This is a genomic window from Rhizobium sp. BK377, from assembly GCF_014193935.1.
Lineage (GTDB): Bacteria > Pseudomonadota > Alphaproteobacteria > Rhizobiales > Rhizobiaceae > Rhizobium.
In genome coordinates this window covers 375484-395046 of sequence record NZ_JACIAC010000002.1, presented here as the reverse complement: position 1 = coordinate 395046, position 19563 = coordinate 375484, and the positions used below count along the sequence as shown (strand labels likewise).

General features: G+C 60.5%; 20 protein-coding genes. 8 read left to right on the top strand and 12 right to left on the bottom strand.

Annotated features, from left to right (window positions below; all coding sequences use genetic code 11):
* Nucleotides 1-13 precede the first annotated feature (13 nt).
* Entirely contained in the window at nucleotides 14-532 is a 519-nt protein-coding gene (locus FHT92_RS10640; protein ID WP_183824680.1) for a DUF992 domain-containing protein, read from the bottom strand.
* A gap of 104 nt (nucleotides 533-636) precedes the next feature.
* A complete protein-coding gene (dusA, locus tag FHT92_RS10635; RefSeq protein WP_183824677.1) occupies nucleotides 637-1674 on the bottom strand; it encodes a tRNA dihydrouridine(20/20a) synthase DusA in 1038 nt (345 codons plus the stop codon).
* Nucleotides 1675-1959: 285 nt separating this feature from the next.
* Here dusA and FHT92_RS10630 point away from each other — a divergent pair, with 285 nt between their 5' ends.
* A complete protein-coding gene (locus FHT92_RS10630; RefSeq protein ID WP_183739944.1) occupies nucleotides 1960-2163 on the top strand; it encodes a hypothetical protein in 204 nt (67 codons plus the stop codon).
* A gap of 67 nt (nucleotides 2164-2230) precedes the next feature.
* Here the strand turns inward: FHT92_RS10630 and FHT92_RS10625 are convergent, their stop codons facing one another.
* Nucleotides 2231-2941, bottom strand: coding sequence for a collagen-like protein (locus tag FHT92_RS10625; RefSeq protein WP_183824674.1), 711 nt, complete (start codon nucleotides 2939-2941; stop codon nucleotides 2231-2233).
* 466 nt (nucleotides 2942-3407) lie between these two features.
* Here FHT92_RS10625 and FHT92_RS10620 point away from each other — a divergent pair, with 466 nt between their 5' ends.
* Together FHT92_RS10620 and FHT92_RS10615 are read left to right on the top strand one after the other, a co-directional pair.
* Nucleotides 3408-3647: a hypothetical protein gene (locus FHT92_RS10620; protein ID WP_246735215.1), complete on the top strand. Its 240-nt coding sequence runs from the start codon at nucleotides 3408-3410 to the stop codon at nucleotides 3645-3647.
* A 186-nt stretch (nucleotides 3648-3833) separates the two neighbouring features.
* On the top strand, nucleotides 3834-5174 hold the full coding sequence (locus tag FHT92_RS10615; protein WP_183824672.1) for a hypothetical protein: 1341 nt from the start codon (nucleotides 3834-3836) through the stop codon (nucleotides 5172-5174).
* On the opposite strand, the gene FHT92_RS10610 is transcribed toward FHT92_RS10615, so the two are convergent.
* From FHT92_RS10610 to FHT92_RS10570, 9 genes are all read right to left on the bottom strand, one after another.
* Nucleotides 5146-5427: a hypothetical protein gene (locus tag FHT92_RS10610; protein WP_183824669.1), complete on the bottom strand. Its 282-nt coding sequence runs from the start codon at nucleotides 5425-5427 to the stop codon at nucleotides 5146-5148. The genes FHT92_RS10615 and FHT92_RS10610 overlap by 29 nt on opposite strands.
* Before the next feature lie 225 nt (nucleotides 5428-5652).
* The gene (locus FHT92_RS10605) at nucleotides 5653-5913 is read right to left on the bottom strand and encodes a DUF982 domain-containing protein (protein ID WP_183739939.1); all 261 of its coding nucleotides are present in this window, start codon (nucleotides 5911-5913) and stop codon (nucleotides 5653-5655) included.
* Between the two features lie 96 nt (nucleotides 5914-6009).
* Nucleotides 6010-6288 carry a hypothetical protein gene (locus FHT92_RS10600; protein WP_183824666.1) on the bottom strand — a complete coding sequence of 93 codons (279 nt, stop codon included), beginning with the start codon at nucleotides 6286-6288 and terminating at the stop codon, nucleotides 6010-6012.
* Nucleotides 6289-6535: 247 nt separating this feature from the next.
* Nucleotides 6536-6877: a hypothetical protein gene (locus FHT92_RS10595; RefSeq protein ID WP_183824663.1), complete on the bottom strand. Its 342-nt coding sequence runs from the start codon at nucleotides 6875-6877 to the stop codon at nucleotides 6536-6538.
* 260 nt (nucleotides 6878-7137) lie between these two features.
* Nucleotides 7138-7929, bottom strand: a complete 792-nt coding sequence (locus FHT92_RS29625; protein ID WP_183824662.1) for a glycoside hydrolase family 108 protein — start codon at nucleotides 7927-7929, stop codon at nucleotides 7138-7140.
* Between the two features lie 349 nt (nucleotides 7930-8278).
* A complete protein-coding gene (locus tag FHT92_RS10585) occupies nucleotides 8279-10816 on the bottom strand; it encodes a CHC2 zinc finger domain-containing protein (protein ID WP_183824659.1) in 2538 nt (845 codons plus the stop codon).
* A 95-nt stretch (nucleotides 10817-10911) separates the two neighbouring features.
* Nucleotides 10912-11313 (bottom strand): hypothetical protein, encoded by a 402-nt coding sequence (locus FHT92_RS10580; protein ID WP_183824657.1) that lies wholly within the window; start codon nucleotides 11311-11313, stop codon nucleotides 10912-10914.
* Between the two features lie 102 nt (nucleotides 11314-11415).
* Nucleotides 11416-11622: a hypothetical protein gene (locus FHT92_RS10575; protein ID WP_183824654.1), complete on the bottom strand. Its 207-nt coding sequence runs from the start codon at nucleotides 11620-11622 to the stop codon at nucleotides 11416-11418.
* Nucleotides 11615-11842, bottom strand: coding sequence for a hypothetical protein (locus tag FHT92_RS10570; protein ID WP_183824651.1), 228 nt, complete (start codon nucleotides 11840-11842; stop codon nucleotides 11615-11617). The genes FHT92_RS10575 and FHT92_RS10570 overlap by 8 nt, the downstream gene beginning before the upstream one ends.
* Before the next feature lie 284 nt (nucleotides 11843-12126).
* Here FHT92_RS10570 and FHT92_RS10565 point away from each other — a divergent pair, with 284 nt between their 5' ends.
* The 5 genes from FHT92_RS10565 to FHT92_RS10545 all read left to right on the top strand — a co-directional run bounded on the left by FHT92_RS10565 (nucleotide 12127) and on the right by FHT92_RS10545 (nucleotide 19497).
* Nucleotides 12127-12765, top strand: coding sequence for a helix-turn-helix transcriptional regulator (locus FHT92_RS10565; protein ID WP_183824648.1), 639 nt, complete (start codon nucleotides 12127-12129; stop codon nucleotides 12763-12765).
* Nucleotides 12766-13419: 654 nt separating this feature from the next.
* Nucleotides 13420-16530, top strand: a complete 3111-nt coding sequence (locus FHT92_RS10560; protein WP_210278423.1) for a DEAD/DEAH box helicase — start codon at nucleotides 13420-13422, stop codon at nucleotides 16528-16530.
* A 219-nt stretch (nucleotides 16531-16749) separates the two neighbouring features.
* Nucleotides 16750-18486, top strand: a complete 1737-nt coding sequence (locus tag FHT92_RS10555) for a PAS domain-containing protein (protein ID WP_183824641.1) — start codon at nucleotides 16750-16752, stop codon at nucleotides 18484-18486.
* A gap of 134 nt (nucleotides 18487-18620) precedes the next feature.
* The gene (locus tag FHT92_RS10550) at nucleotides 18621-19124 is read left to right on the top strand and encodes an ImmA/IrrE family metallo-endopeptidase (RefSeq protein ID WP_183824638.1); all 504 of its coding nucleotides are present in this window, start codon (nucleotides 18621-18623) and stop codon (nucleotides 19122-19124) included.
* Nucleotides 19114-19497: a hypothetical protein gene (locus FHT92_RS10545; protein WP_183824635.1), complete on the top strand. Its 384-nt coding sequence runs from the start codon at nucleotides 19114-19116 to the stop codon at nucleotides 19495-19497. The genes FHT92_RS10550 and FHT92_RS10545 overlap by 11 nt, the downstream gene beginning before the upstream one ends.
* The last annotated feature ends 66 nt before the right edge of the window (nucleotides 19498-19563 follow it).

Below are 19563 nucleotides of genomic sequence, written 5' to 3'. Positions count from 1 at the left end.
CGGCGTTCGGGACCTAGCGCGCTGCCTTCAGCTGGAGGCGGGAAACGCCTGCGGCCACATTCACGCCGGTTCCGGTTTCGCCGCTGAGCGGCTGCAATGCGAAATTCTTCGAATTCCCGCCCACCAGGGCATTTGCCCCGAGGCCGACGCCGACGGACGCGCTGGCCGATGCGCCGACATAGGTACCGGCGAGGGCGCCATCGCCGACGCGCGTAGGCGCCGTGTTGACGACGATCCAGCTGAGGTACGATTTGCCGGTAACGCCGATATCGAGACCGAGCTTTCCGATCGAGCCGGTATAGTGCTCCACCTTGCCGCTTTGCTGCTTGAAGCGGCAATCGATCGCCTTGTTCGATCCGATGATCATGCCGGCACCGCCGGCGACCTCACAGGAAAGCGTGCCGAGGCGTTGCCTCGGTTCATTGACGACCTGCTGGGTAGCGTGTTTCGGTTGCTTATGCTGGCTCGCGGCCTGCGCCACGGGGACAAAACCGAGGGAAGCGGCAGCGGCTAATATCATGAGGTTCTTCATGAGCGTTTCCTTTCACCTTCCATCGCGGGGATGGTTATAAACGCGTTCAAAAGAACTTCGTTCAGACGTCGAAGGGAAATGCACCGGCCTGCGCCATTATGCCGTCACGCGCTGACGGCTTCCGCCGCGCCCAAGAAATCGACCGCGGCAAAGGCGGCGGCGATCACTTCCGGGCCGGCATTCGGCTTTGCGGCATCGGTCGACAGGATCTGGCGGTAGCGGCGGGCGCCCGGCAGGCCGGTGAAGAGACCGACCATGTGGCGGGCGATATGCTGCAGGCGGCCGCCATTGGCGATATGGCCGGCAGCATAGGCCATCATGCGGTCGCGCAGATCGTTCCAGTCGGGCTTGGCGGCAGGTGCGCCGTAGAAACGGTGGTCGACATCGGAAAGGATCGCGGCATTCTGATAGGCGGCGCGGCCGAGCATGACGCCGTCGACATGGGCGAGATGAGCTTGCGCCTCATCCAGCGTATGGATGCCGCCATTGATGCCGATGAAGACATCGGGGAAGCTGGCCTTCATGCGATAGACGATCTCGTAGTCGAGCGGCGGGATCTCGCGGTTTTCCTTCGGGCTCAGGCCCTTCAGCCAGGCCTTGCGGGCATGGATCCAGATTGCGTCGGCGCCGGCGTCGAGCACCTGGCGCATCAGCATGGGCAGGGCCTCTTCCGGCTCCTGCTCATCGACGCCGATGCGGCATTTGACCGTGACCGGGACCTTGGCGACCTTCTTCATGGCGGCGACGCATTCGGCAACGGTCTCAGGTGTGAGCATCAGGCAGGCGCCGAAGGTGCCGGATTGGACGCGATCCGACGGGCAGCCGACATTGAGGTTGATCTCGTCATATCCGTAGGGCTCGGCGATGCGCACGGCCTCGGCAAGCTTTGCCGGGTCCGAGCCGCCGAGCTGCAGGGCGAGGGGATGTTCGGTGCCATCGAAGGAGAGAAGGCGCTCGCGCGGGCCGTGGATGATCGCGTCGGCGACGACCATTTCCGTATAGAGCAAAGCGTTGCCGCTGATCTGGCGGTGGAAGAAACGGCAATGGCGGTCCGTCCACTCGATCATGGGCGCGACGGCAAAGACCGGCGCCTTGAAATAGCGCTGGTTGCCTTCTGAAGCAGCCGTGGTTACCGTCGTCATGATTTCAAGTCTTCTTTCGTTCCGTCGTATGTCCCGTGGCCTCATGTCGTGGCAGAGGCCCGATCCTGCAAGGCCGGTTGGCGAAAGGCCGTAGCGGGGTGGCAATGGGACGAGGGCTTATACATGAGGCATGGCGATAAAGCGAGATGGGGTGTTCGAGGGAGGGGGCTGTCATCTTCTTGAAGGCCTGCCGCGCTTGACCCATGTTCCGTTTTCGGGGAAGGCACGCGAAACGATCCTGATATTCTCGATGTCAGGATCGAGCAGAAGAGGATGATCAGCCTCATGGCGGACGATAGCGCAGCGATCAAGGCATTGCTTGAAATGCCGAGGCGTGACAACAGCGCCTACCTGGAAACGCTCCGGCTGGTGAAAGAGGCGTTCGCCGAAGCCGAGGCGGAATTTGGCGGCAAGGTCATCGCGACGACGGACAGCGCCCGGGACGAAGCCGGCAATATCGTCATCATGACCGTCATCAGGCCGGCATAGACGGAGGCACTGGGCAGAGAAGAGACCCGAGTGAGAGATGTAGGAAGGGGGATGGAGAACAGGGCTGTCAGTCGGTAGTGAGAAACCGGAGAGTCACGACAGGTTCCCCATTGTTGTCACCAAAACGATCGATCACGAAACGACGAGTCGGATCGAATTTAAAGCTGCATCTATTTCCTTGTGCGCAATCCCAGCCGCCCCAGTCCGGAGCCATGAAACTTACTGATCGGGAATCCGGTCTTATTTTGGTGACCTTCTGGAGAAGGGAGCCATTCGCGTCACAAATTTCAGATCCCTTTTGGAGGGCGATCGCCAAAGACGTTTTCACTTGCGCTGCTGTAATGCATCGCGAAAGATCGAACAACTGGCTGCTGTCGGCATAGGCCACCGTTTTCATGTTGCCACCAGTTGTATTTGTGGGCAGTTTCGCGATGACCTGTTCCACGACTTGTTGGATCTGGGCCGGCGAAAGCGAGGCTGAAGACCCCTGATCACCTTTAGGGCCTTGTCCTCCCTGCTCGCCTTGAGGCCCACGTTCGCCGCGAGGTCCCTGCGGACCGGGATCGCCGGGATCTCCTTTTTCGCCCTTCGGTCCTCTCGCGGCGGACACAGCGTTTTGAGAGCTTACAGATTCCAGTTTCGCACGGAGGTCCGTAATTTCTCGCTTAGCGTCGTCCAACTGATTTTGAAGGCCTGTTGCATACCAGATGCCGCCGGCAAGAAGGCCCCCAAGCGAGGCAACGCCAACTACAGTATCAAGTAAAGAACGCTCGCTCATTCACATGCTCCGTTAATATAACGAGGTAATTCTTGCTACGGCAAGTTGAAAGAGTCTAGTTGCAAGAGCGCAACTTTATTTGGAAATTTCTTAAAAGGATGACGACGGCCAGCCATTAAGTCCTATGGAACGCTCCGCACCGTCGGCGCTTAGTAATTCCCTGGACAAGGCCTAATTGGGAATGCACGAACAAACGCCTCCAATATTTGATACATTGAACCAAAATCCTTCTGCCGCGTTTTTGCCACAAACAGGAGGAATTCGATGGACGACCTGCTTCTGATCGCCACGCTTTGCGGTCTCATGTCTTTCGCCGTGATCTGGATCCAGACGAAAGAATAAGCTTCCGGGTCAATGGTTTGACGCTTTCCCGTCTCTTCGCCGGCACCGCTCGTCCCGCGCCGGACTTCCACGCATTATACTGCTCTCAAACGATACTCTTGACTTCTCCGAAAATGAGAACAAAATGAGAACAAATGATATTCTGATCTATGTTCTGATGGAGAGTTCGATGGCAGCAAGCCCGAGTTATTCAGGAGCAGCAGACAAGGCCCTGGCCTTTGCCGCGCAGCTGCGCGCAGACCGCGAGCGTCACGAAGCGCGCAGGCGGGAAGAACAGCGCCGCATCGAGGCGATGCGGCCGATCAACAAGCATGTGCTGAAGGTTTTTGGCGGGCAGCAGCTGGCGCTGAAGCTGGATAGCTGAGGTGGTTGCGAGCATTAAACGTTCTGACGTGATCGGGCGACGGGTGGACGGTTGAGGTGGCTATACGCGTGAAGCGTGCTTGGCGTTACGTGTATTCCTCTGATTTTTTACCGTTTTTTGAATAGGCCGTGGACGGCTTAGGATTTCGAAGATAGAGATATTTGCAACTATTTGGGGTGGGTTTTCATGAAAAAAAATTTGTTGCTGCTGGTTGCGATGGCGCTCTTCGCATCAGGTGCATTCGCGCAAGACGCAAATAAGGATCCGCTGGAAGGGGTGGTTCGGTTCATGGGGAGGATCAATCCTCTTCTGCAGGCGATCTACCAGGATCACATGGACGTGGCGCGGAAAGTCTATGGGGAAGGGTGGGCCGATGTGTATGAGGAGCGGAACATCCTTGCTCAGGTGATCGCGACATATGGCGCACCTGCCCTTGCGCGCGCAGGCGACAGTGCCGTGATTTCAGCCATGAACAAGACTGCTGCACTTGTTGAAATCGTGGCCGAAAAATATCCCGAAGGCTGTGAGTATTTCTTCACTGGCAATATGCCGAACTGGGCCTTGGTTCCCGAAGTCAGGGACGGGCGCATGGATGAGCTGCGAGCGAAAGCCTATGCCTATCAGGACGGAAAGTTCCGCGCGGATAGGGAAATGATGACCTTCGAAAAACGGTACGTCATCATGACGCAGTATCTCGGGATGACGGCGGACGAGGTGTTCAAGGCGAACACGGCCCCTATCGACGTGAGCGACCAAGACATGTGCGCTCTCGCAAAGAAGCTCAACAATGTCGGCGCTCTGCCGAAAGAGCTGCAGGGCGATTGGGGGAGGGCGTGGCTCGGGAGCGGTCCATCCCTGCAAAAGAGGAAGCCCGCTGCAGCTGCGAAGCCCGCGCCGGGCGCGGTTGCGCAGGAAACGAAGGCTGGCCCCTTCGAAAAGGAGATGCAGGTTCTCGCCGGCATCAATCCTTTCGTTCACGCAGTCTTCATGGATCACGAAGCTGAAACGCGGCAGCTGTTTGCCAAGGCCGAAGCCTCGGGGGGCAAGATCGATCCGCGAGCGCAAGCAGCTGCCATGGTGGCGAAATACGGCAGTCCTGCGCTGTCGCGAGCAAGCGATGCAATTGCAATCAATGTCTTGAAGAGGGCGGGTGAGCTCAACGAGGCTCTCGCCCGTTACTATCCGCAGGGCTGCAAGGGTTTCGTGACCATGAGGGTGTCGCAGAGCGCGCAGGCCATTCCGCAGGTGAAAGAGCGCTACTTCCGATATCTGGAAGCCAAACGTCTGGCTTACGAGGACGGGAAGACACGCCCGCCTGCGGCCGTTCAGCTGACCGCTCAGGACATCGCGCAAATGATCACGCAGCGCCTGGGCGTGAGCGTAGACGAGTTGAATAAACTGACGAAACTTTCCGAACTCAGCGACGAAGAGGCTTGCTCGATAACAATGAGGCTCAACGCGATAGACCCCGTGCCGGAGGCGCAGCGCGGCATCTGGGCTAGAGCTGCAATGTCATGGAGTGGCTGAGCGGCATTGTCCAGCGCCGGCCCTGCGCAATGGCGGGCGCCAACGCATCCGGCTTCGGCCTTAACGGCCCTGCAAGATATCGATCAGCTTCGGGTGTATAGCGGCGATTTTGGATGTCGAGCATGTCCTGATAGGCGGCGCGGCCGTAAAAAGCCGCAGGCCGCAGCGCGTTGTTAAACGGCTCGTTATCGAAAAACCGGCGTGGGTCCATTCGCACGCGCCAAGAACGCTTCGACTCTTTGAACCCGCGCATCGGGCTTTCCGAAAATCGATCCGATCTTCCCGCCGATGCTGTAACGGCTCGGCGGGAGATTCCGTCAGGTCAAAAAGCGCTTAGTCATACGAGGTGGCGAGCGCTTTTTGGGGTCGCCGCATATCGGGGTCACCGATCTTCATTAAAAAATCGGCAGTCGTGTCTCGATACCAAAATTCGGACACTCAAAACTTTAGGGAAGTGGGCTGCATTCCGCGGGCGCTTTCAGCCCGTAAGCGCCACCTCGATCGGAATCTCTGCTTCCCGGGCAGCGGCAATAAAACAATCGCGGGCTTCGTGCGGCGTGCGCAGCCCGGATTCGACATCGGCGCAGGCCTGCAGCGCTCGGAAAAATGCCTTGCCCGTCGAGACCGGCCAGGCTGTGAGCAGCATGTTCAGCGCTTCCTCGGTGGTCGCGACCAACAGCATCTGTCCACTGCGTTTGCAGACGACCATGACAGGCGTTTCCCACCGACGTTTGCTCATGCGCTCATCCTCCTGCGGCAGAAGATAACGCCTGCTGCCGCTCATCGTCAAAGGCCGCGTTCGGAGGCAAGGGTATGATCGGCCACGGGGCCGGGGTCAATGCAGTGTCGACTTGCTGCCCGGATGGTTCATCTCGAAGCGCCCGAGCAGATCCATGGCTTCGGCAATGACGTTAAGCGCGACTTCGGAGCGATCTGCCGATATTGCAGGGCCATCGCGCAGCAGCCTGTCGGCCAGTTCTTCCAGCTGCTTGCAAGCCCTGTCACCTGCCTGCCTGGCGACGACAGCCGAAAAGTGCATCGTCTGGCTCAGCCGCCGCAGCGTATCGGCGCGCTCCATCGTATTCATCTCTTCGATCCGCTTCGGCTTTTTCATGTGTTCCCCTGCGACGTGCGCATCAGGTGGCGACGCGCTCGCCGGACAAGCCATTATGAGTGATCTGGGAAGGAAGCGAAGGAATGCAATGTGCGGACGCGCAAGGTTTCCTTGTTAGGGGTTGCCGAGGGTTTCATGCTGATGCAAGCGATGACGCGTTCTGTTGCCAGGTGCTGGGGTCTGTAATCACGCCCGCTTCTCGGCTGAAGCAGCGAGCGTGAAAGGGCAGGAGTGACAGGCGCTCGGCCTATCGGCCCTGGAAGATCTTGATCAGCTTGGGGGTGTAGCGGCGGTTCTTGATGTCGAGCATGTCCCGATAGGTTATATCGCCGGAAACGATCGCATTTGTGTATCGGCTGCAGGCAATCTTCGGAGCGTCCTTCTCTGCCACGTTCAGGAAGAGTGCGGCGTTATGGCGGGCCTTCGTGTCGGATAAGCCGAGCTGCCTGATGCACTCGTTCAAAAGCCCGTTTCTCTGACTCTCGCTGCTACGCGCCACTCTGACAGCTGCATCATATTGTTTCTCGGTCGGCATACAGCCGGTGAGCAATCCGGTGGCAATCAATGTCAATGCAATATAGGCGCGCATGATTATCCCTCATTATGCTGCTGGCAGCCCTCTTGTGCTGTGATTGGCGGGCTACCTTTATTTTGATTCTCGTAGCGCGGGAATTCTGTTCTTCGCAGTTTCTCATTTCTTCTATAGCTGGTTGAAAAGTTCATGAGTGGATGACGTGTGCGTAGTCGCGATCGACGGACCCTTTCGCGGAAGCACCTTTGGGATAAGTGGATCTGTGGGCTGCTCAGCGAGCCGGTGACGTTCACACCCGAGAGGATCAGCTTCCGTCTTTACCGCCCGGCCGCCCGGTATGCCTCTGCGCGTTCCTTCTCTCTTGCCGCCTTCACCACCAGCAAGCCCGCCGCCACAAGCCCCACCACCATCACCCCACCAAGCACCAGCAAATTCGGCTCCGCCGGCAGCGCCGCGCCCGTTCCGGCCCCGCCCGACGCCGATACGGCAATTGCCGCTCCCGCCTTCCGCAGCGTTGCGGCCGCCTTCTCGGCCTTCTTTGCCTCATCCGCCAGCGCCGCCTTCGCATCCACGCTCGGCTGCCCACGGAGATGCATCGCGACCGCCTTCGCCTCGATCTTCGCCACGCGCGCCGACCAGCCCTTGCCATAGGTTTTCCAGATCGCAAGGCTTTGCATGAAGCTCAGGCGGCGGGCGCAAAGGGCCTTGATTTCCCTGGTGCCGGCGGTTGCGGCTTTGGCGCGGGTCAGCGGGCCGGATTTGCCGTCGGCGGGGGCGCCGATGACGGCCTGGGCGTCGCGGAGCGCCCGGGCGGGGCCGGAGTTGACGGCGTAGTCGAAGGTGGCGAGGTCGAAGCCTGCAGGCAGGGTGTCGCCGCCGATCTCGTCCCAGTATCTGGCCTTGTAGATGGGTTTGACGTCGTCGAGCGTCAGGCTGCGGATGTCGAGGGTGGGAAAGGCGGCGGCCGAGATGCCGTATTTGGTGCCTTTCAGCGTGCCCTTGCCGATCCTGCCGCCGGTCCAGTTGCCGGGATCGGTGCGCTCCAGGGAGAGGCCGCCTTCGGATGCAAGCGTGATCGAGAGGCATTCGGAGAAATTCGTGCTGGTCATGCCGCGTTCCTTTTTGATGGATCGCGACAAGATCGAACGGCAACGGTTGTGCCTGTTGCACGACAAGGGGGACCGCCGCCTCCGCTACAGGAAAAACGGAGTGGGGCGCGGCGGCCGGCTTTTGAAGGCCGGTACCAAAACCATAATCCTGAGAGATCGTTCCGGAATGAAACCTAATCAATTAGGGCTATCGGCATATCCGCAGGGTGGAATGCCGCGCCGGAAATGCCGGTACAAGGCGAGGCAACTCACGCCAGCTCGTTACGATTCCTGCAGTTCGCCTCTGTTACGAAGCTTCAGGATGGCGAGCTGGATGACCTTTATCCTGCGCTTTCGCTGTCCGCGTGTCTCAGAACACATCGGCGTAGCTGACCGCGGCGCTCATCGCGCTTTCCTTCAGCCTCACGCCTTGCGCCACCATCCCGCTTGCGAACCGCACCAGGTGCACATCGGGCATGGATTTCAGGCGCTGGGAGAAGGTGTTGACGGGCGGCAGGAAGCTTTCGCGATAGCCCTGTTCGATCGCCCATTTGCGGAAGTCCTCGAAGAGTTTTACGGTGCGCAGCCAGCCGCCTGCGGGTTCGTTCGATGTGGGCTCGATGCGGATATCGAACCATTCGTTGAGTGGATCGAGCAGCAGCCAGGCGTTCAGCGCCTCCTTCGAGCTTTCGGGGATGGTGTAGTGGCCGTTGCGCTTCAGCCGCCGGGCGCCTGCTACGGCAAAGCCGAGCAGCAGTTCCAGCTCTTCCTTCGCGATACGCTCGGCGATATCGGGGATGACCTCGTCTTCGGGAATGCTGCGGTTGAACTGGATGACGACGAGGCGGCGGCGAAGCCCGCGGTCTATACCGCCGTTGAAGCGAGGCAGCGTGTTGGTGGTGAAGCAATGGAGTGCGCGGGGGATGAAGCTCTCGACATCCTTGTAAAGTCTGCGGCCTTCGATCGGGTTGCCGGTCACGGCTGCCTTGAACTCCTCGCCTGATATGGCCGCCGCGCTCAACTCGTCTGCGACGTTCGCCGCCTTGCCGGAAAGATTGATGATGCGCTTCTCGTCATTAAAGAAGGCAGGCGAGATGGAGGAGACGGCGCCTTCGGGCAGGAGCGCGCGAAAGAGCGAGGCGATGGTGGATTTGCCGTTGCTGGCGGTTTCGCCGAGCAGGATGAAGGCCTTCGGCTGGCGGATACGGGTGGCAAGGCCGAAGGCGGCAGCCCCCAGCATTTCGGCGACGAGGTCGATCTTGCGGGCAGCATCGGGATCGCCCTGAAAGGCGCCGTGGAGCAGCTTGTGTAAGAGCGAGCCCTCGGGCGGAGTGTTTTCGGTGTGCAGGTTGTAATCGGCTGATATCGTGAAGCGGAAGCGGTCATCCGGTTCATGCGGGCGGCAGATCACCTTGCCGGCCTCATCCAGCGTGATGGTGCAGTTCAGCGCGTTGACGCCGATGGCAGGATTGCGGAAGAAACCGGCATCGGCAGTGCGGGTGCCGAACTCGTTGAGGATGCCGTCGATCATGTGCCTGCCGAGCTTCAGCGGCTTTTCCTTCGGGCCGATGCCGACGGCATCGAAGGCATGCATGGCAAGGCGGAGCTTCTGTTCGGGAATGGGGCGCCAGGCGGAGGGGCCATAGGCCCAGAATTTGCCGTCGGCGCGGACGATCCGCCCGCCGCAGGCTTCAGCCAGGTGCTCTTCAAAGATGCGCGCCAGCCAGACTTCGGAGCCGAAGGGCTGGCTCGGAAACCATTCCGGCATGCGGTCTATGCCGTCGGCGCCGGTCGGCGGGGCCTTCGGCGCCTGCCGGTTCTGCTCTTCCGCTGCCGGCGGCGGCTTGACCGGGGCAGGCACGTGGCGGCGGATGGTGGCGCGCATGAAGGCATCGAGCTCGAGGCGCGTCCAGCCGGCATCGACGGCATCGGCACTATCCCAGCTACGGCCGGGAAGGCGGCCCGCCTGCCAGTCGCAATAGGCGAAGTGTGCGATATCCGAGGCGGCACTCGCATCGGCAAAACCCGTCAGCCGGACGCGGGCGCCGAGGCCTGCGAGGATGGCGGCGATCTCGTCTGCCGTCGAGAGGCCAGGCGGATCGAAATCAGGCCAGATCACCACATCGCGGCCTGATAACGGCGACCAGTCGGTGTGTTTGACGCCCTGCGTGCCGCCGGCCCAGGAGAGCACGATACGGCCCGTTTTCGCCGCCAGCCGGTCGCGGCATTTTTCGCCCTCGACGACGATCACCTGCTTCGTCTTGCCGAGCGTTTCTACGCCATAGAGCGGGCGCGGCTTGGGAAAGGGATAGCGGCACCAGCTCTCCTTGCCGTCGGGCAGGCGGGCGAACATGACCATCGGCGTTTCCTTGCCGCCATCGGGGAGGTCATGGCGCAGCACATAGCCGATCAGCGTGCCGTCGGCGTGGCGATAGGGAAAGACCATGGAGGGAGAAAATGAACCCCATTCGGAGCGGTCGCCCTTGCGCTTGGGGTTATAGAGGCGGATGCGGGCGCGCGGTTTGACCGGCTCGGACGGAGGGGCAAGCGCTGTGATGCCCTCGTAGGGGTCGCGCCCCTGCGGCGCGCGCGGGGCCAGGTTCGGCCTGATATGATCGCCGCCATCGAGATGGCTGTTGCCATCGAGGATACGGACGGCTTGCGCGAGATTCACACCCCTGATCTGCTGCACGAAATCCAGGACATCGCCGCCGGCGCCGCAGCCGAAGCAATGGAAGCGCTCGATGCCGTCCTGCCCTCTGAAGACGGTGAAGGACGGGGTCTCCTCGGCGTGGAAGGGGCAGCAGGCGACATGCTCATGCCCGTTCCTCTTGAGCCTGCAGCCATAGCGCGCCGCCGTCTCGGACAGCGACACATCGCGGCGAAGCCGTTCGACATCTGAAGGCATGTTGCGGCTCTTGCAAGGAGTGTTGTTATAATCGCAACATGGCCGGCGCGGAACGGGCGGCGGCCATGGTCATTTCACCTATTCGTGCCGGAGATTCAGCGGGATGCGGCGGCCGGAAACTTGCCTTCCAGCACCAGCCGGTAGCCGCGGCGATAGCCGACAGTGGCAATGCCGATACCGGAGCCTTCGAGCTTCTGCCGCATGTGGCAAAGCGCAACCTTGAAGGCGAGATACATCTTGTCAGGCGAGGGGCCGCCGTCGGGATCATCGATATACATGGCGGTGAAGATGCGCTCGGTGATGACGGGGAGGCCCTTGCCCTTCCAGACCGCCTGGAAGATGCGGCCTTCCATCGGCGTCAGGCCGTAGCGGTCGATGACGATCTCCGGCTGCGGCGTGGTGACCGGCCGCTTGCAGCAGGGGCAGAGCAGAGGCTTGGTGATGGTGAGCGGGGCGGGCGCGGGTGCTGCTGGCGGGCGTGTGGTGATCGTCTGCATATCGGTCCTCACTGGATCTGGAAGTTTGGTGACAATGCGAATTGATTTGGCGAACTGATTTGGCGAATTGGTTTTCCGATTGGTTTTCGGCGCGGCCGATGCCTATTGAGACGCCATCGCGCGGATGCGGTCTTCGAAGAGGGCAAGGCGTCGCAGCCGGTTGGCGAGATGCACGAGGTCGTCAAGGGTCTCGCTATCGATGAAGAGCAGCGTCTCGCCGGCCGCAGCCCCGTCGCGCATGACGCAGCGCCCGATCAGCGTGTCGATCAGATCCGATTGCGCCAGCATGGAAAGCGGCTCCTTACGCATCCTCCTCCTCCGGCGTCATGTCCGAAGGGGCAAGCGTTACGCCGCAGCGTTTTGCCGCCTGCAAGAGCAGCAGCTGGTCGCGGCCGTTGATCAGGCCGTGTTCGTCCCTGAGCGCCCTGCAGATCTTGGAGCGATGACGCTGGAGTTCGGCTGCGAGCCTGGAAGGCGTCAGCGCAAATTTGGCGGCGACTTTCTGCCAGGGCGTCTTCGCCTTAGCCATGCTGATCCTCCCTCATCTGATGCGGCCCTTGTTGTTGGAGTTGAGATTATGTTGTCGAAATCGCAACGTCAATCCAAAATAGGAAAAAATACCTATCTTTTATGTTTCGACACCAGACGGGTCATTTTCCCGGCCGGAGGCCGGGTAACGATGCAACTTGAGCAGATCAACCATGTCAAAGGTTGAGGCTAAAAAGCCCGGTGCGGTTGCTTGCGCCTCGTTGCGTTTTTTGCAACAAATAAGCAACACTGCATATGTGCATGGGGCGCTGATGGGGGAACGCGATGGCTGAGATCGATGGCGACTGGTTTCACAACCAGCTTGACGGCAGGGGACAATCGCTGCGCGCGCTCGCCCGCCATCTCGGCAAGGATGCCTCCGCCGTTTCCCGCACCTTCTCGGGCAAGCGCCGCATGACGATGGAGGAGGCGGTGGAGATCGCCGCCTTCCTCGGCGTATCCGTGAGCGAGGTCATGCACCATGCGGGGATTGCCGGGCGTGCCGGCACGACCAGTGAAGGCGACGGGCCGGGGCCGAAGATCCTGCTTTCGGCCGTGATCGGCGAGGATGGCGAAGTGCGCCCGCTTGCCGAACCGCAGCCACTGCCGCAGGCCGTGCTCGACAAGGCGCAGCTTTCGATCGGCGCCAGCCGCAATCGGCGGATCATCGCCGCCGAGGTGCGGGCCTCCTCCGGTCCGCTGTCGATCTGGGACGACGCGGTGTTCTTCTTTCCGCCCGCCGATGGCATCGAGCCCGGTGCGATCGGCGCGCTTTCGATCTGTGGCCTTGCCGGCGGCAGGCAGATCCTCGCCAAACTCGACCGCGCCCGCAAGACCGGCGAGGCGAGGGTGGTTCTTTCTGATGGCGGGATCGTGGAGGCGGCGCTCACGACGGCGACGCCGGTGCTGGCGGTGGTGCCTTAGAGCGGCGATGGCGCCGAGCCAGACGGATGGACTACGCGGCATCTTCCTGAGACGAGCTGGTTCGTGATATGGCCATTTCCAACAACCTATGAGGCAATACGATTGCTATGATTGCTCGCTGGGCATGCGTATGCGATCGGATGGGAAGGACTTGCATCGATGCCGGACGTTCGCCCCTATCTGTCGAACTCTATCGAGCAGCTTGAAGAACTATTTGAGAGAAATCAGACAGAATCGAAGATCCTCAACGCGATCGATTACGAATTGGGGAAGAGGAAAGTTAGAGATCGAAATCAAAGGCTGCGTTCACGGATTGCCGAAGCCTTAAAGCGGATTCCCGCAACGCGGTCCCGCTCAAGCCCAACCGAACGCACCGCCACCCCGGTCACACCGCCGCTGTATAATAGTGCCGGCGATCGCAGCGGAGCCGTGAGTGCGCTTTCGCCGCGTGTCGCTGCGAGTTCACGTCAAAAAGGGCCTACACCTGAAAAGATAGAATTGGGCGAACTTCCGTCAGTTCCGCCTCCCAAGGGTCCGAATGAACCGCAAGCGATCCTTGCGGCATGGACGGCTCTCGAAGCGTTATCGCCGCAAACTTATCGGCGGCCGGAGGATTTGGCCGCGGGCGAACGTAGACGCGTCGCAGAGCTTAAGATGTCGCCGCTTCCGTGGGAGCGGGGTGAGCTCTCAAAACCGAAACATCAGCTCTACTATCAGGTCATTCTCGGCTCCATCCCTATGGACAAGGCTACCGAAGAGCTGGTCAAGGCATTCGGCCAGGATGAGGAACTCGGTGCGCGGTTACGAGAAAAGGCTGCGATTGCAGCTATTCTCGTTGACCGCAAGGGTGTGCTTGTTGAGGAAAATGGTATCGCCATATCCAGCTTTGCCTGGGCGCTGCCCCTTGCCTTGAAGCGGAAGCTTTCGAGCCTTGGCGCTTGGCCTGGCGTCGAACGCAAGATCCTCGAAAAACTGGACGAAATGGTGCGCCGTGTGGACGACGACGGTGTTCCGATCCCTCTCGACCTTGCAACCATCGAACGGACGTATCGCTGGCTGGTGGAACAGTTTGGTCTGCTTGACAGCCTTATCGAGCCGCCGTCATTTGCATTGCGCGTCTATCACCATATCAGGGCCAAGAATGCGCCCGAGGCCTCGCTGCTCAATTCCTTCTTCATCGGCGATCTGTCCCGTGCCAGCTCCCTTGTTGGTAACGGGACTGTGCCTGGTGGTGTGCGGCGCTATCTGGGTATGGAAAGACCTGATGATGCGCCAGACCTGCTGACCGACAGGGAGGCATTGGAAAAGGCTGTTGCTCCAGCAATGATGCCGGCGGCGCGTTGGCCGAGCCCCGGTGGACATCCGCTTGTTCTGTTGCAGCAGGCCGCCGTGAATCTTGCGCGAGCGGAGCTGGCCAAGGGCGAGGGCATGATCGCCGTCAATGGTCCTCCGGGCACGGGCAAGACCACGCTTCTTCGCGATATCGTAGCCGGCAGTGTGCTTGATCGGGCGCTGGCGATGTCGGCATTCGACGATCCCGAGACCGCATTTTCACCATCGGGCGAAAAGGTGAAGGCCGGCGATAACGGCTTCTTCCAGCTCTATACTCTTGCCCCAAGCCTCAAAGGCCATGAGGTACTTGTGGCCTCAAGCAACAACAAGGCAGTCGAAAACGTCAGCGGCGAACTGCCGGCGACAAAAGCTGTGGGACGGTCAGTCGAGGAACTGAGCTATTTCCGATCGATCTCAGATATCGTTCACGGGCCGCGGATATTCGACGCCGATGACGAGGACGATCGTCCCGATCCCGTCGAGACCTGGGGCCTGATTGCGGCTGTGCTCGGCAATGCAGGGAACCGATTCAATTTCCAGCAGTCATTCTGGTGGCACAAGGAATATGGCTTCCGTCTCTATCTGAAGGCGGTCAAGGGCGATCCCGTGGTACGCGAGATCAAGAATCCCGAGACCGGGGAGATCATAGAGAGACGCACGCCTGCCGTCGTCCTGTCGGAAAAGCCGCCAGCGCCGCAGGTCGTCAAAACCAGATGGCGGAGCGCCAGAGACAAGCTGCTGAGGCTGAAGCGCGAAATCGATGTCGAATTGAAGGCGCTTGAAACCGTCCGTCAGCTTTGCCTCCACCTGGCAGATATCCGGGATAAGCTCTCGGGGAAGGAGGGGGCGCTAAAGCAATCCTTCTCACGTCGTGCCGGCGCCGAAGCAGATAAGGTCAAGCTCGAAATGCATCTGGCAAATACGCAGGCCACCAGGGACCGGTGCGAGCGAAACGTCTCCGATCATCTGATTTTGCGACCGGGCTTTTTCTCTCGCCTTTTCCACACACGGCGCTGGAAAGACTGGTCCTATGCACATGCGCCTCTAGTGGAGGCGGCATCGCTGGCGAGAGGTGCATTTTCGGCAGCCAAAGAGGCGTCGGACAGGGCGACGGCAAGCTTCGATATGCTGACCGCCGATATTCGCCGACTTGAAGGAGTGATCGCCTCATTGCGGCAAAGCATCGCCGAAACATCAGGAAGCGTCGAGCGGCACAGGGCGGAGCTCGGGGGCCGGGTGGTCGATGCTGTCTTCTTCGCCAGGGGACATGAGGCATCGAACCTGGCTTCCCCGTGGCTGCCGGACAGCCTGCATCGCAAGCGCGAGGAGCTCTTCATCGCCGCCCTTGCCGTCCACCGCGCATTTATCGATGCGGCCGCGCAGAAGGTACTCCATAATCTCAGCGTCCTCATGGACATTTTCTCGGGCGGACCGCCACAGGATGATGCAAAGCGCAAACTTCTGGGAGAGCTCTGGTCCACCTTGTTCATGGTCATTCCCGTCCTTTCAACGACCTTCGCATCTGTCGAGCGAATGCTGGGCGATCTGCCGGCCGGCAGTATCGGCTGGCTGCTGATAGATGAGGCAGGGCAGGCGCTTCCGCAGGCGGCAGTCGGCGCGGTCATGCGCGCGCGGCGGACGGTCGTCGTCGGCGATCCGCTTCAGATTCCGCCTGTCGTTACATTGCCGGAGCGCTTGAATGCCGAAATCTGCAAGTTCTTCAAAATCGACAAGCCACTTTGGGCTGCACCCGAAGCCTCAGCGCAAACGCTTGCCGATCGTTCTTCCGCGTTTCAAGCTGCTTTCCGATCCGATCAGGGGCCGCGCAAAGTCGGCATTCCGCTGTTGGTTCATCGCCGTTGCCAGGAGCCAATGTTCGGAATCTCAAACCGGATCGCCTACGATGGGCAGATGGTTCACGCGCCCTCGGCCCGTAACCCCGGCATGGTTGGTGCAGTGATAGGTCCATCGGCCTGGTTCGATATTGATGGCGAGGCGGACTCCAAATGGTGCCCTGCAGAGGGTGAATTCGTGGTGAGGCTGCTTAAGCAGATCGCCGAGGCCGGGGCAGCGGACCCGGATCTTTTCATCATTACGCCATTCCGTATCGTCGCCCAGGAATTGCGGCGTCGCCTCGAGCGCGAGACGGCGCTGTTTGGTTCGCTAAGGGCCGATATCAAAAAATGGGCCGACAACCGGATCGGCACCATACACACGGTCCAGGGGCGTGAGGCCGAGAGCGTGATGGTCGTTCTCGGTGCTCCAAAGGCATCACAAAATGGTGCGCGAGCCTGGGCTGCCGGCACGCCGAATATTTTCAATGTCGCAGTCTCGCGCGCCAAACAGAACCTCTATGTGATCGGTTCCTACGGGGCCTGGTCAGGTGTTGGATATGCGCGGGAGGTTGCCGAGATGGACCGGCGGCGGGTTTAACCCAAGCCGCTTTGGCCCAGTCGTACCGTCCGTGTGACCCTCCCTTGGAAATCATCCGCCCAGCGCTAATTACGCAGCAGGAATGGCCGTTAATCAGGCCCGGGCGATCAGCGGCGGATGCATCTGCATCCAGCCATGCGCCTGTGGCAGGTGGGGATAGGAGCGGCCGCGAAGGCGGGTTGGATGGGTACCGAGTCACATGGCTCCGGTCGGGCGGGGATGGCAGAGAACGATAGCGCACATCACTACCGAATTCTCTTCGATGCTATCGATGATGGTTTCTGCACCATCGAGGTGTTGTTCGACGACGATGGCCGGGTGCGGGACTGTCGTTTCCTGCTGACCAACCCGGCCTTCGAGCGGCAGACGGGGCTGCTCCGGGCCGCCGGGCGGACGATGCGGGAGCTCGCGCCGAGCCATGAGGGATGGTTCGATATTTACGGCAAGGTGGCGCTGACGGGCGAGTCCGCTCGCTTCGAGTATCAGGCCGATGCGCCCGGCGGGCGCTGGCACGAGGTTCATGTCCTCCGCATCGGCGCGGCCGAAGAGCGGCAGGTCGCCATCATCTTTCGCGACATCGAGGACAGGAAGCAGGCGGAAGCGACGTTGCGCGAAGGCGAGGCGCAATACCGGGCGCTGTTCGATTGCATCGACGAGGGGGCCTGCATCATCGAGCAGCTGCCTGTCGGCGCCGATGGGCGGCGCGACTATCGCTATATCGCCATGAACAAGGCGATGCAGGCGATGTTCGGCATCGCCGATCTCTCCGGCCGCACGATCCGCGAGTTCTTCCCTAACGAGGTGGAAGACTGGTACGACGATTACGACCGGGTGCTGGAGACGGGCGAGCCGATCCGCTTCGAACGGGAGTCCAAGCCACAGGAGATGGTGCTGGAAATGTTCGTCTCCCGCCTTAGCCGGAAGCCGCCGCGGCTGCTTGCCGTGATGCAGGACATCACCGAGCGGCGGCGGGCGGAGGAGGCGGTGCGCCGCAGCGAGGAGCGTATGCGCGCACTGATCAATGCCAGTTCCGATGCCGTCTACCGCATGAGCGCGGACTGGCAGGAGATGCGCCAGCTCGACGGCCGCGGCTCCGATGTCGAGGGGCCGACGGTGCGCTGGATCGAAGACTATCTCTTTCCCGAGGATCGGGCGCGGATCCGCGCGGCGGTTGCCCATGCCATTCGAGAGCGGCGGCCCTTCGAGCTCGAACACCGCGTGCGCCGGGCCGATGGCAAAGAGGGCTGGACCTTTGCGCGCGCCATCCCGATCTTCGATGCGAAGGGCGAGATCGCCGAATGGTTCGGCATGGCTACCGACGTGACCGAGCGCGTGAATGCCCGCGAGCGCCAGCAGATGCTGAACCACGAGCTCGGCCACCGGCTGAAGAATGTCCTGAGCCTCGTGCAATCGATCGCCAACCAGACCTTTCGTCAGGCCGACAATCTCACTGAGGCGGCCGAGACCTACAGCGCGCGCCTCATCTCGCTCGGGCGGGCGACCGATATCCTGACGGAAACGGCGTGGGCGGATGCTGGCCTGCACAGCCTCGTCCAGGCCGGACTGACCTCGGTCGGCGATTTCAGCGAGCGCATCCGCATCTCCGGCCCCGATCTCGACCTTGCGCCGCAACAGGCGCTGATGCTGACGCTGACCCTGCACGAGCTTGCGACGAACAGTTTGAAATACGGGGCGCTGAGCAATGAGACGGGGGTGGTGGATCTCAGATGGGGCATCGGGAGCGATGCGGAAGGCGAGCCGCAGTTTACCTTCGAATGGCGCGAGAGCGGCGGGCCCGAGATCAGCGCGCCGAGCAGGGAAGGGTTTGGGGCGCGGATGATCGGGAGGCTGCTGCCGGCTTCGTTTCAAGGGAAGGCGGAGTTGCGCTATGAGGCGGCGGGGTTTGAGTTTCGGCTGGAGGCACCGTTGGGGGAGGTGATTAAGGTGCGGGGGTGATTGATTTCACCTACGCCAGTAGCAAGGACGACCCGCCCCATAATTGAAGCTCAACCGAATCTGCCTTATATCAGGCAGCAGTAGCCCGGTTTGGTGCCGGGCAATTTCCGTTTGAATAACAGGAGGGCTTTGTCATGAGTTTTGCCATGCACGCCAAGGCTCGCCCTAAGTTTTCCGGCGCGCGTGCGGAGGCGCGGAAACTTGTTGAAATTTACAGTGCTCCGTCAATTCCGGTCGCTGAAGTGGCCGAGCAAAACGGAGTCAACGTAGTTTTCCAGGATATGGGGAAATACGCCGAGTCTGTCGCCGGTCTCTTGGATTTTAACGCAAGGCGGATTTACGTAAACAAGGCCGACCCTATCGCTAGACAGCGCTTCACAATTGCTCATGAGCTGGGGCATTGGGTACTGCATCGAAATGCCTTCCTAGCGAAACCTGAATCCTATCCGGTTCTCCCGCGTTTTCAGCGCGTTGAAGACAATAATGCATTCGAGCAGGAAGCAAACGCTTTTGCGTCCGAACTCCTCGTTCCAAGACATCTTTTGATGCAGGTGCGAGGCGCACCGGTGTCGGCGCTTGCTTCGGTATTCGACGTAAGCCGGGAAATGATGGAGAACCGCCTCAAGCATGTCGACTGAAACGCCGACGAAAAGCGAGGTTCTCGCCGAGATCGAAAAGCAGGGCTCGGTCGTTGCGACCGACAGGCCGGAGCCACCTCCGCCGACAGAGCAGGATTCAACGGCGGAAACCGAGCGTGAGCTTGCTTTCGCCAGGCTCCGCGCCTTCAACTCTCATCATGATAGTAAGCGAGATTGGTCGCGCTTCATGATGCTCGTAATTGGGGGGCTGATTGCTTTTCAGGCAATTCTGCTGGTGAAAGTTGGAACCGGAGAATGGGATTTCACGAAATATGAGTGGCTGCTTCCACTGCTGCTCGTACAGAATCTCGCGCAGATCGTCGGCTTGGCGCATGTGGCTGTGAAGGCTCTTTTTGATAGTTTCAAAGAGTAGCTATCATCGAGCATCTCTGATTGCATGTGCCGGGCGCAAGTTTGTCGCCCGGCACTTTCGTCTTTA

Excerpts from the sequence above, each read along its gene's own strand:
- FHT92_RS10595 (WP_183824663.1), bottom strand. The coding sequence starts at position 6,877 with ATGCGCGCCTATATTGCATTGACATTGATTGCCACCGGATTGCTCACC.
- FHT92_RS10625 (WP_183824674.1), bottom strand. The coding sequence starts at position 2,941 with ATGAGCGAGCGTTCTTTACTTGATACTGTAGTTGGCGTTGCCTCGCTT.
- FHT92_RS10605 (WP_183739939.1), bottom strand. The coding sequence starts at position 5,913 with ATGAGCAAACGTCGGTGGGAAACGCCTGTCATGGTCGTCTGCAAACGC.
- FHT92_RS10585 (WP_183824659.1), bottom strand. The coding sequence starts at position 10,816 with ATGCCTTCAGATGTCGAACGGCTTCGCCGCGATGTGTCGCTGTCCGAG.
- FHT92_RS10580 (WP_183824657.1), bottom strand. The coding sequence starts at position 11,313 with ATGCAGACGATCACCACACGCCCGCCAGCAGCACCCGCGCCCGCCCCG.
- FHT92_RS10630 (WP_183739944.1), top strand. The coding sequence starts at position 1,960 with ATGGCGGACGATAGCGCAGCGATCAAGGCATTGCTTGAAATGCCGAGG.
- FHT92_RS10610 (WP_183824669.1), bottom strand. The coding sequence starts at position 5,427 with ATGCGCGGGTTCAAAGAGTCGAAGCGTTCTTGGCGCGTGCGAATGGAC.
- FHT92_RS10575 (WP_183824654.1), bottom strand. The coding sequence starts at position 11,622 with ATGCGTAAGGAGCCGCTTTCCATGCTGGCGCAATCGGATCTGATCGAC.
- FHT92_RS10550 (WP_183824638.1), top strand. The coding sequence starts at position 18,621 with ATGAGTTTTGCCATGCACGCCAAGGCTCGCCCTAAGTTTTCCGGCGCG.
- FHT92_RS10555 (WP_183824641.1), top strand. The coding sequence starts at position 16,750 with ATGGCAGAGAACGATAGCGCACATCACTACCGAATTCTCTTCGATGCT.
- FHT92_RS10640 (WP_183824680.1), bottom strand. The coding sequence starts at position 532 with ATGAAGAACCTCATGATATTAGCCGCTGCCGCTTCCCTCGGTTTTGTC.
- FHT92_RS10565 (WP_183824648.1), top strand. The coding sequence starts at position 12,127 with ATGGCTGAGATCGATGGCGACTGGTTTCACAACCAGCTTGACGGCAGG.
- FHT92_RS10570 (WP_183824651.1), bottom strand. The coding sequence starts at position 11,842 with ATGGCTAAGGCGAAGACGCCCTGGCAGAAAGTCGCCGCCAAATTTGCG.
- FHT92_RS10620 (WP_246735215.1), top strand. The coding sequence starts at position 3,408 with ATGAGAACAAATGATATTCTGATCTATGTTCTGATGGAGAGTTCGATG.
- FHT92_RS10545 (WP_183824635.1), top strand. The coding sequence starts at position 19,114 with ATGTCGACTGAAACGCCGACGAAAAGCGAGGTTCTCGCCGAGATCGAA.
- FHT92_RS10600 (WP_183824666.1), bottom strand. The coding sequence starts at position 6,288 with ATGAAAAAGCCGAAGCGGATCGAAGAGATGAATACGATGGAGCGCGCC.
- FHT92_RS10560 (WP_210278423.1), top strand. The coding sequence starts at position 13,420 with ATGTCGCCGCTTCCGTGGGAGCGGGGTGAGCTCTCAAAACCGAAACAT.
- FHT92_RS10615 (WP_183824672.1), top strand. The coding sequence starts at position 3,834 with ATGAAAAAAAATTTGTTGCTGCTGGTTGCGATGGCGCTCTTCGCATCA.
- dusA (WP_183824677.1), bottom strand. The coding sequence starts at position 1,674 with ATGACGACGGTAACCACGGCTGCTTCAGAAGGCAACCAGCGCTATTTC.
- FHT92_RS29625 (WP_183824662.1), bottom strand. The coding sequence starts at position 7,929 with ATGACCAGCACGAATTTCTCCGAATGCCTCTCGATCACGCTTGCATCC.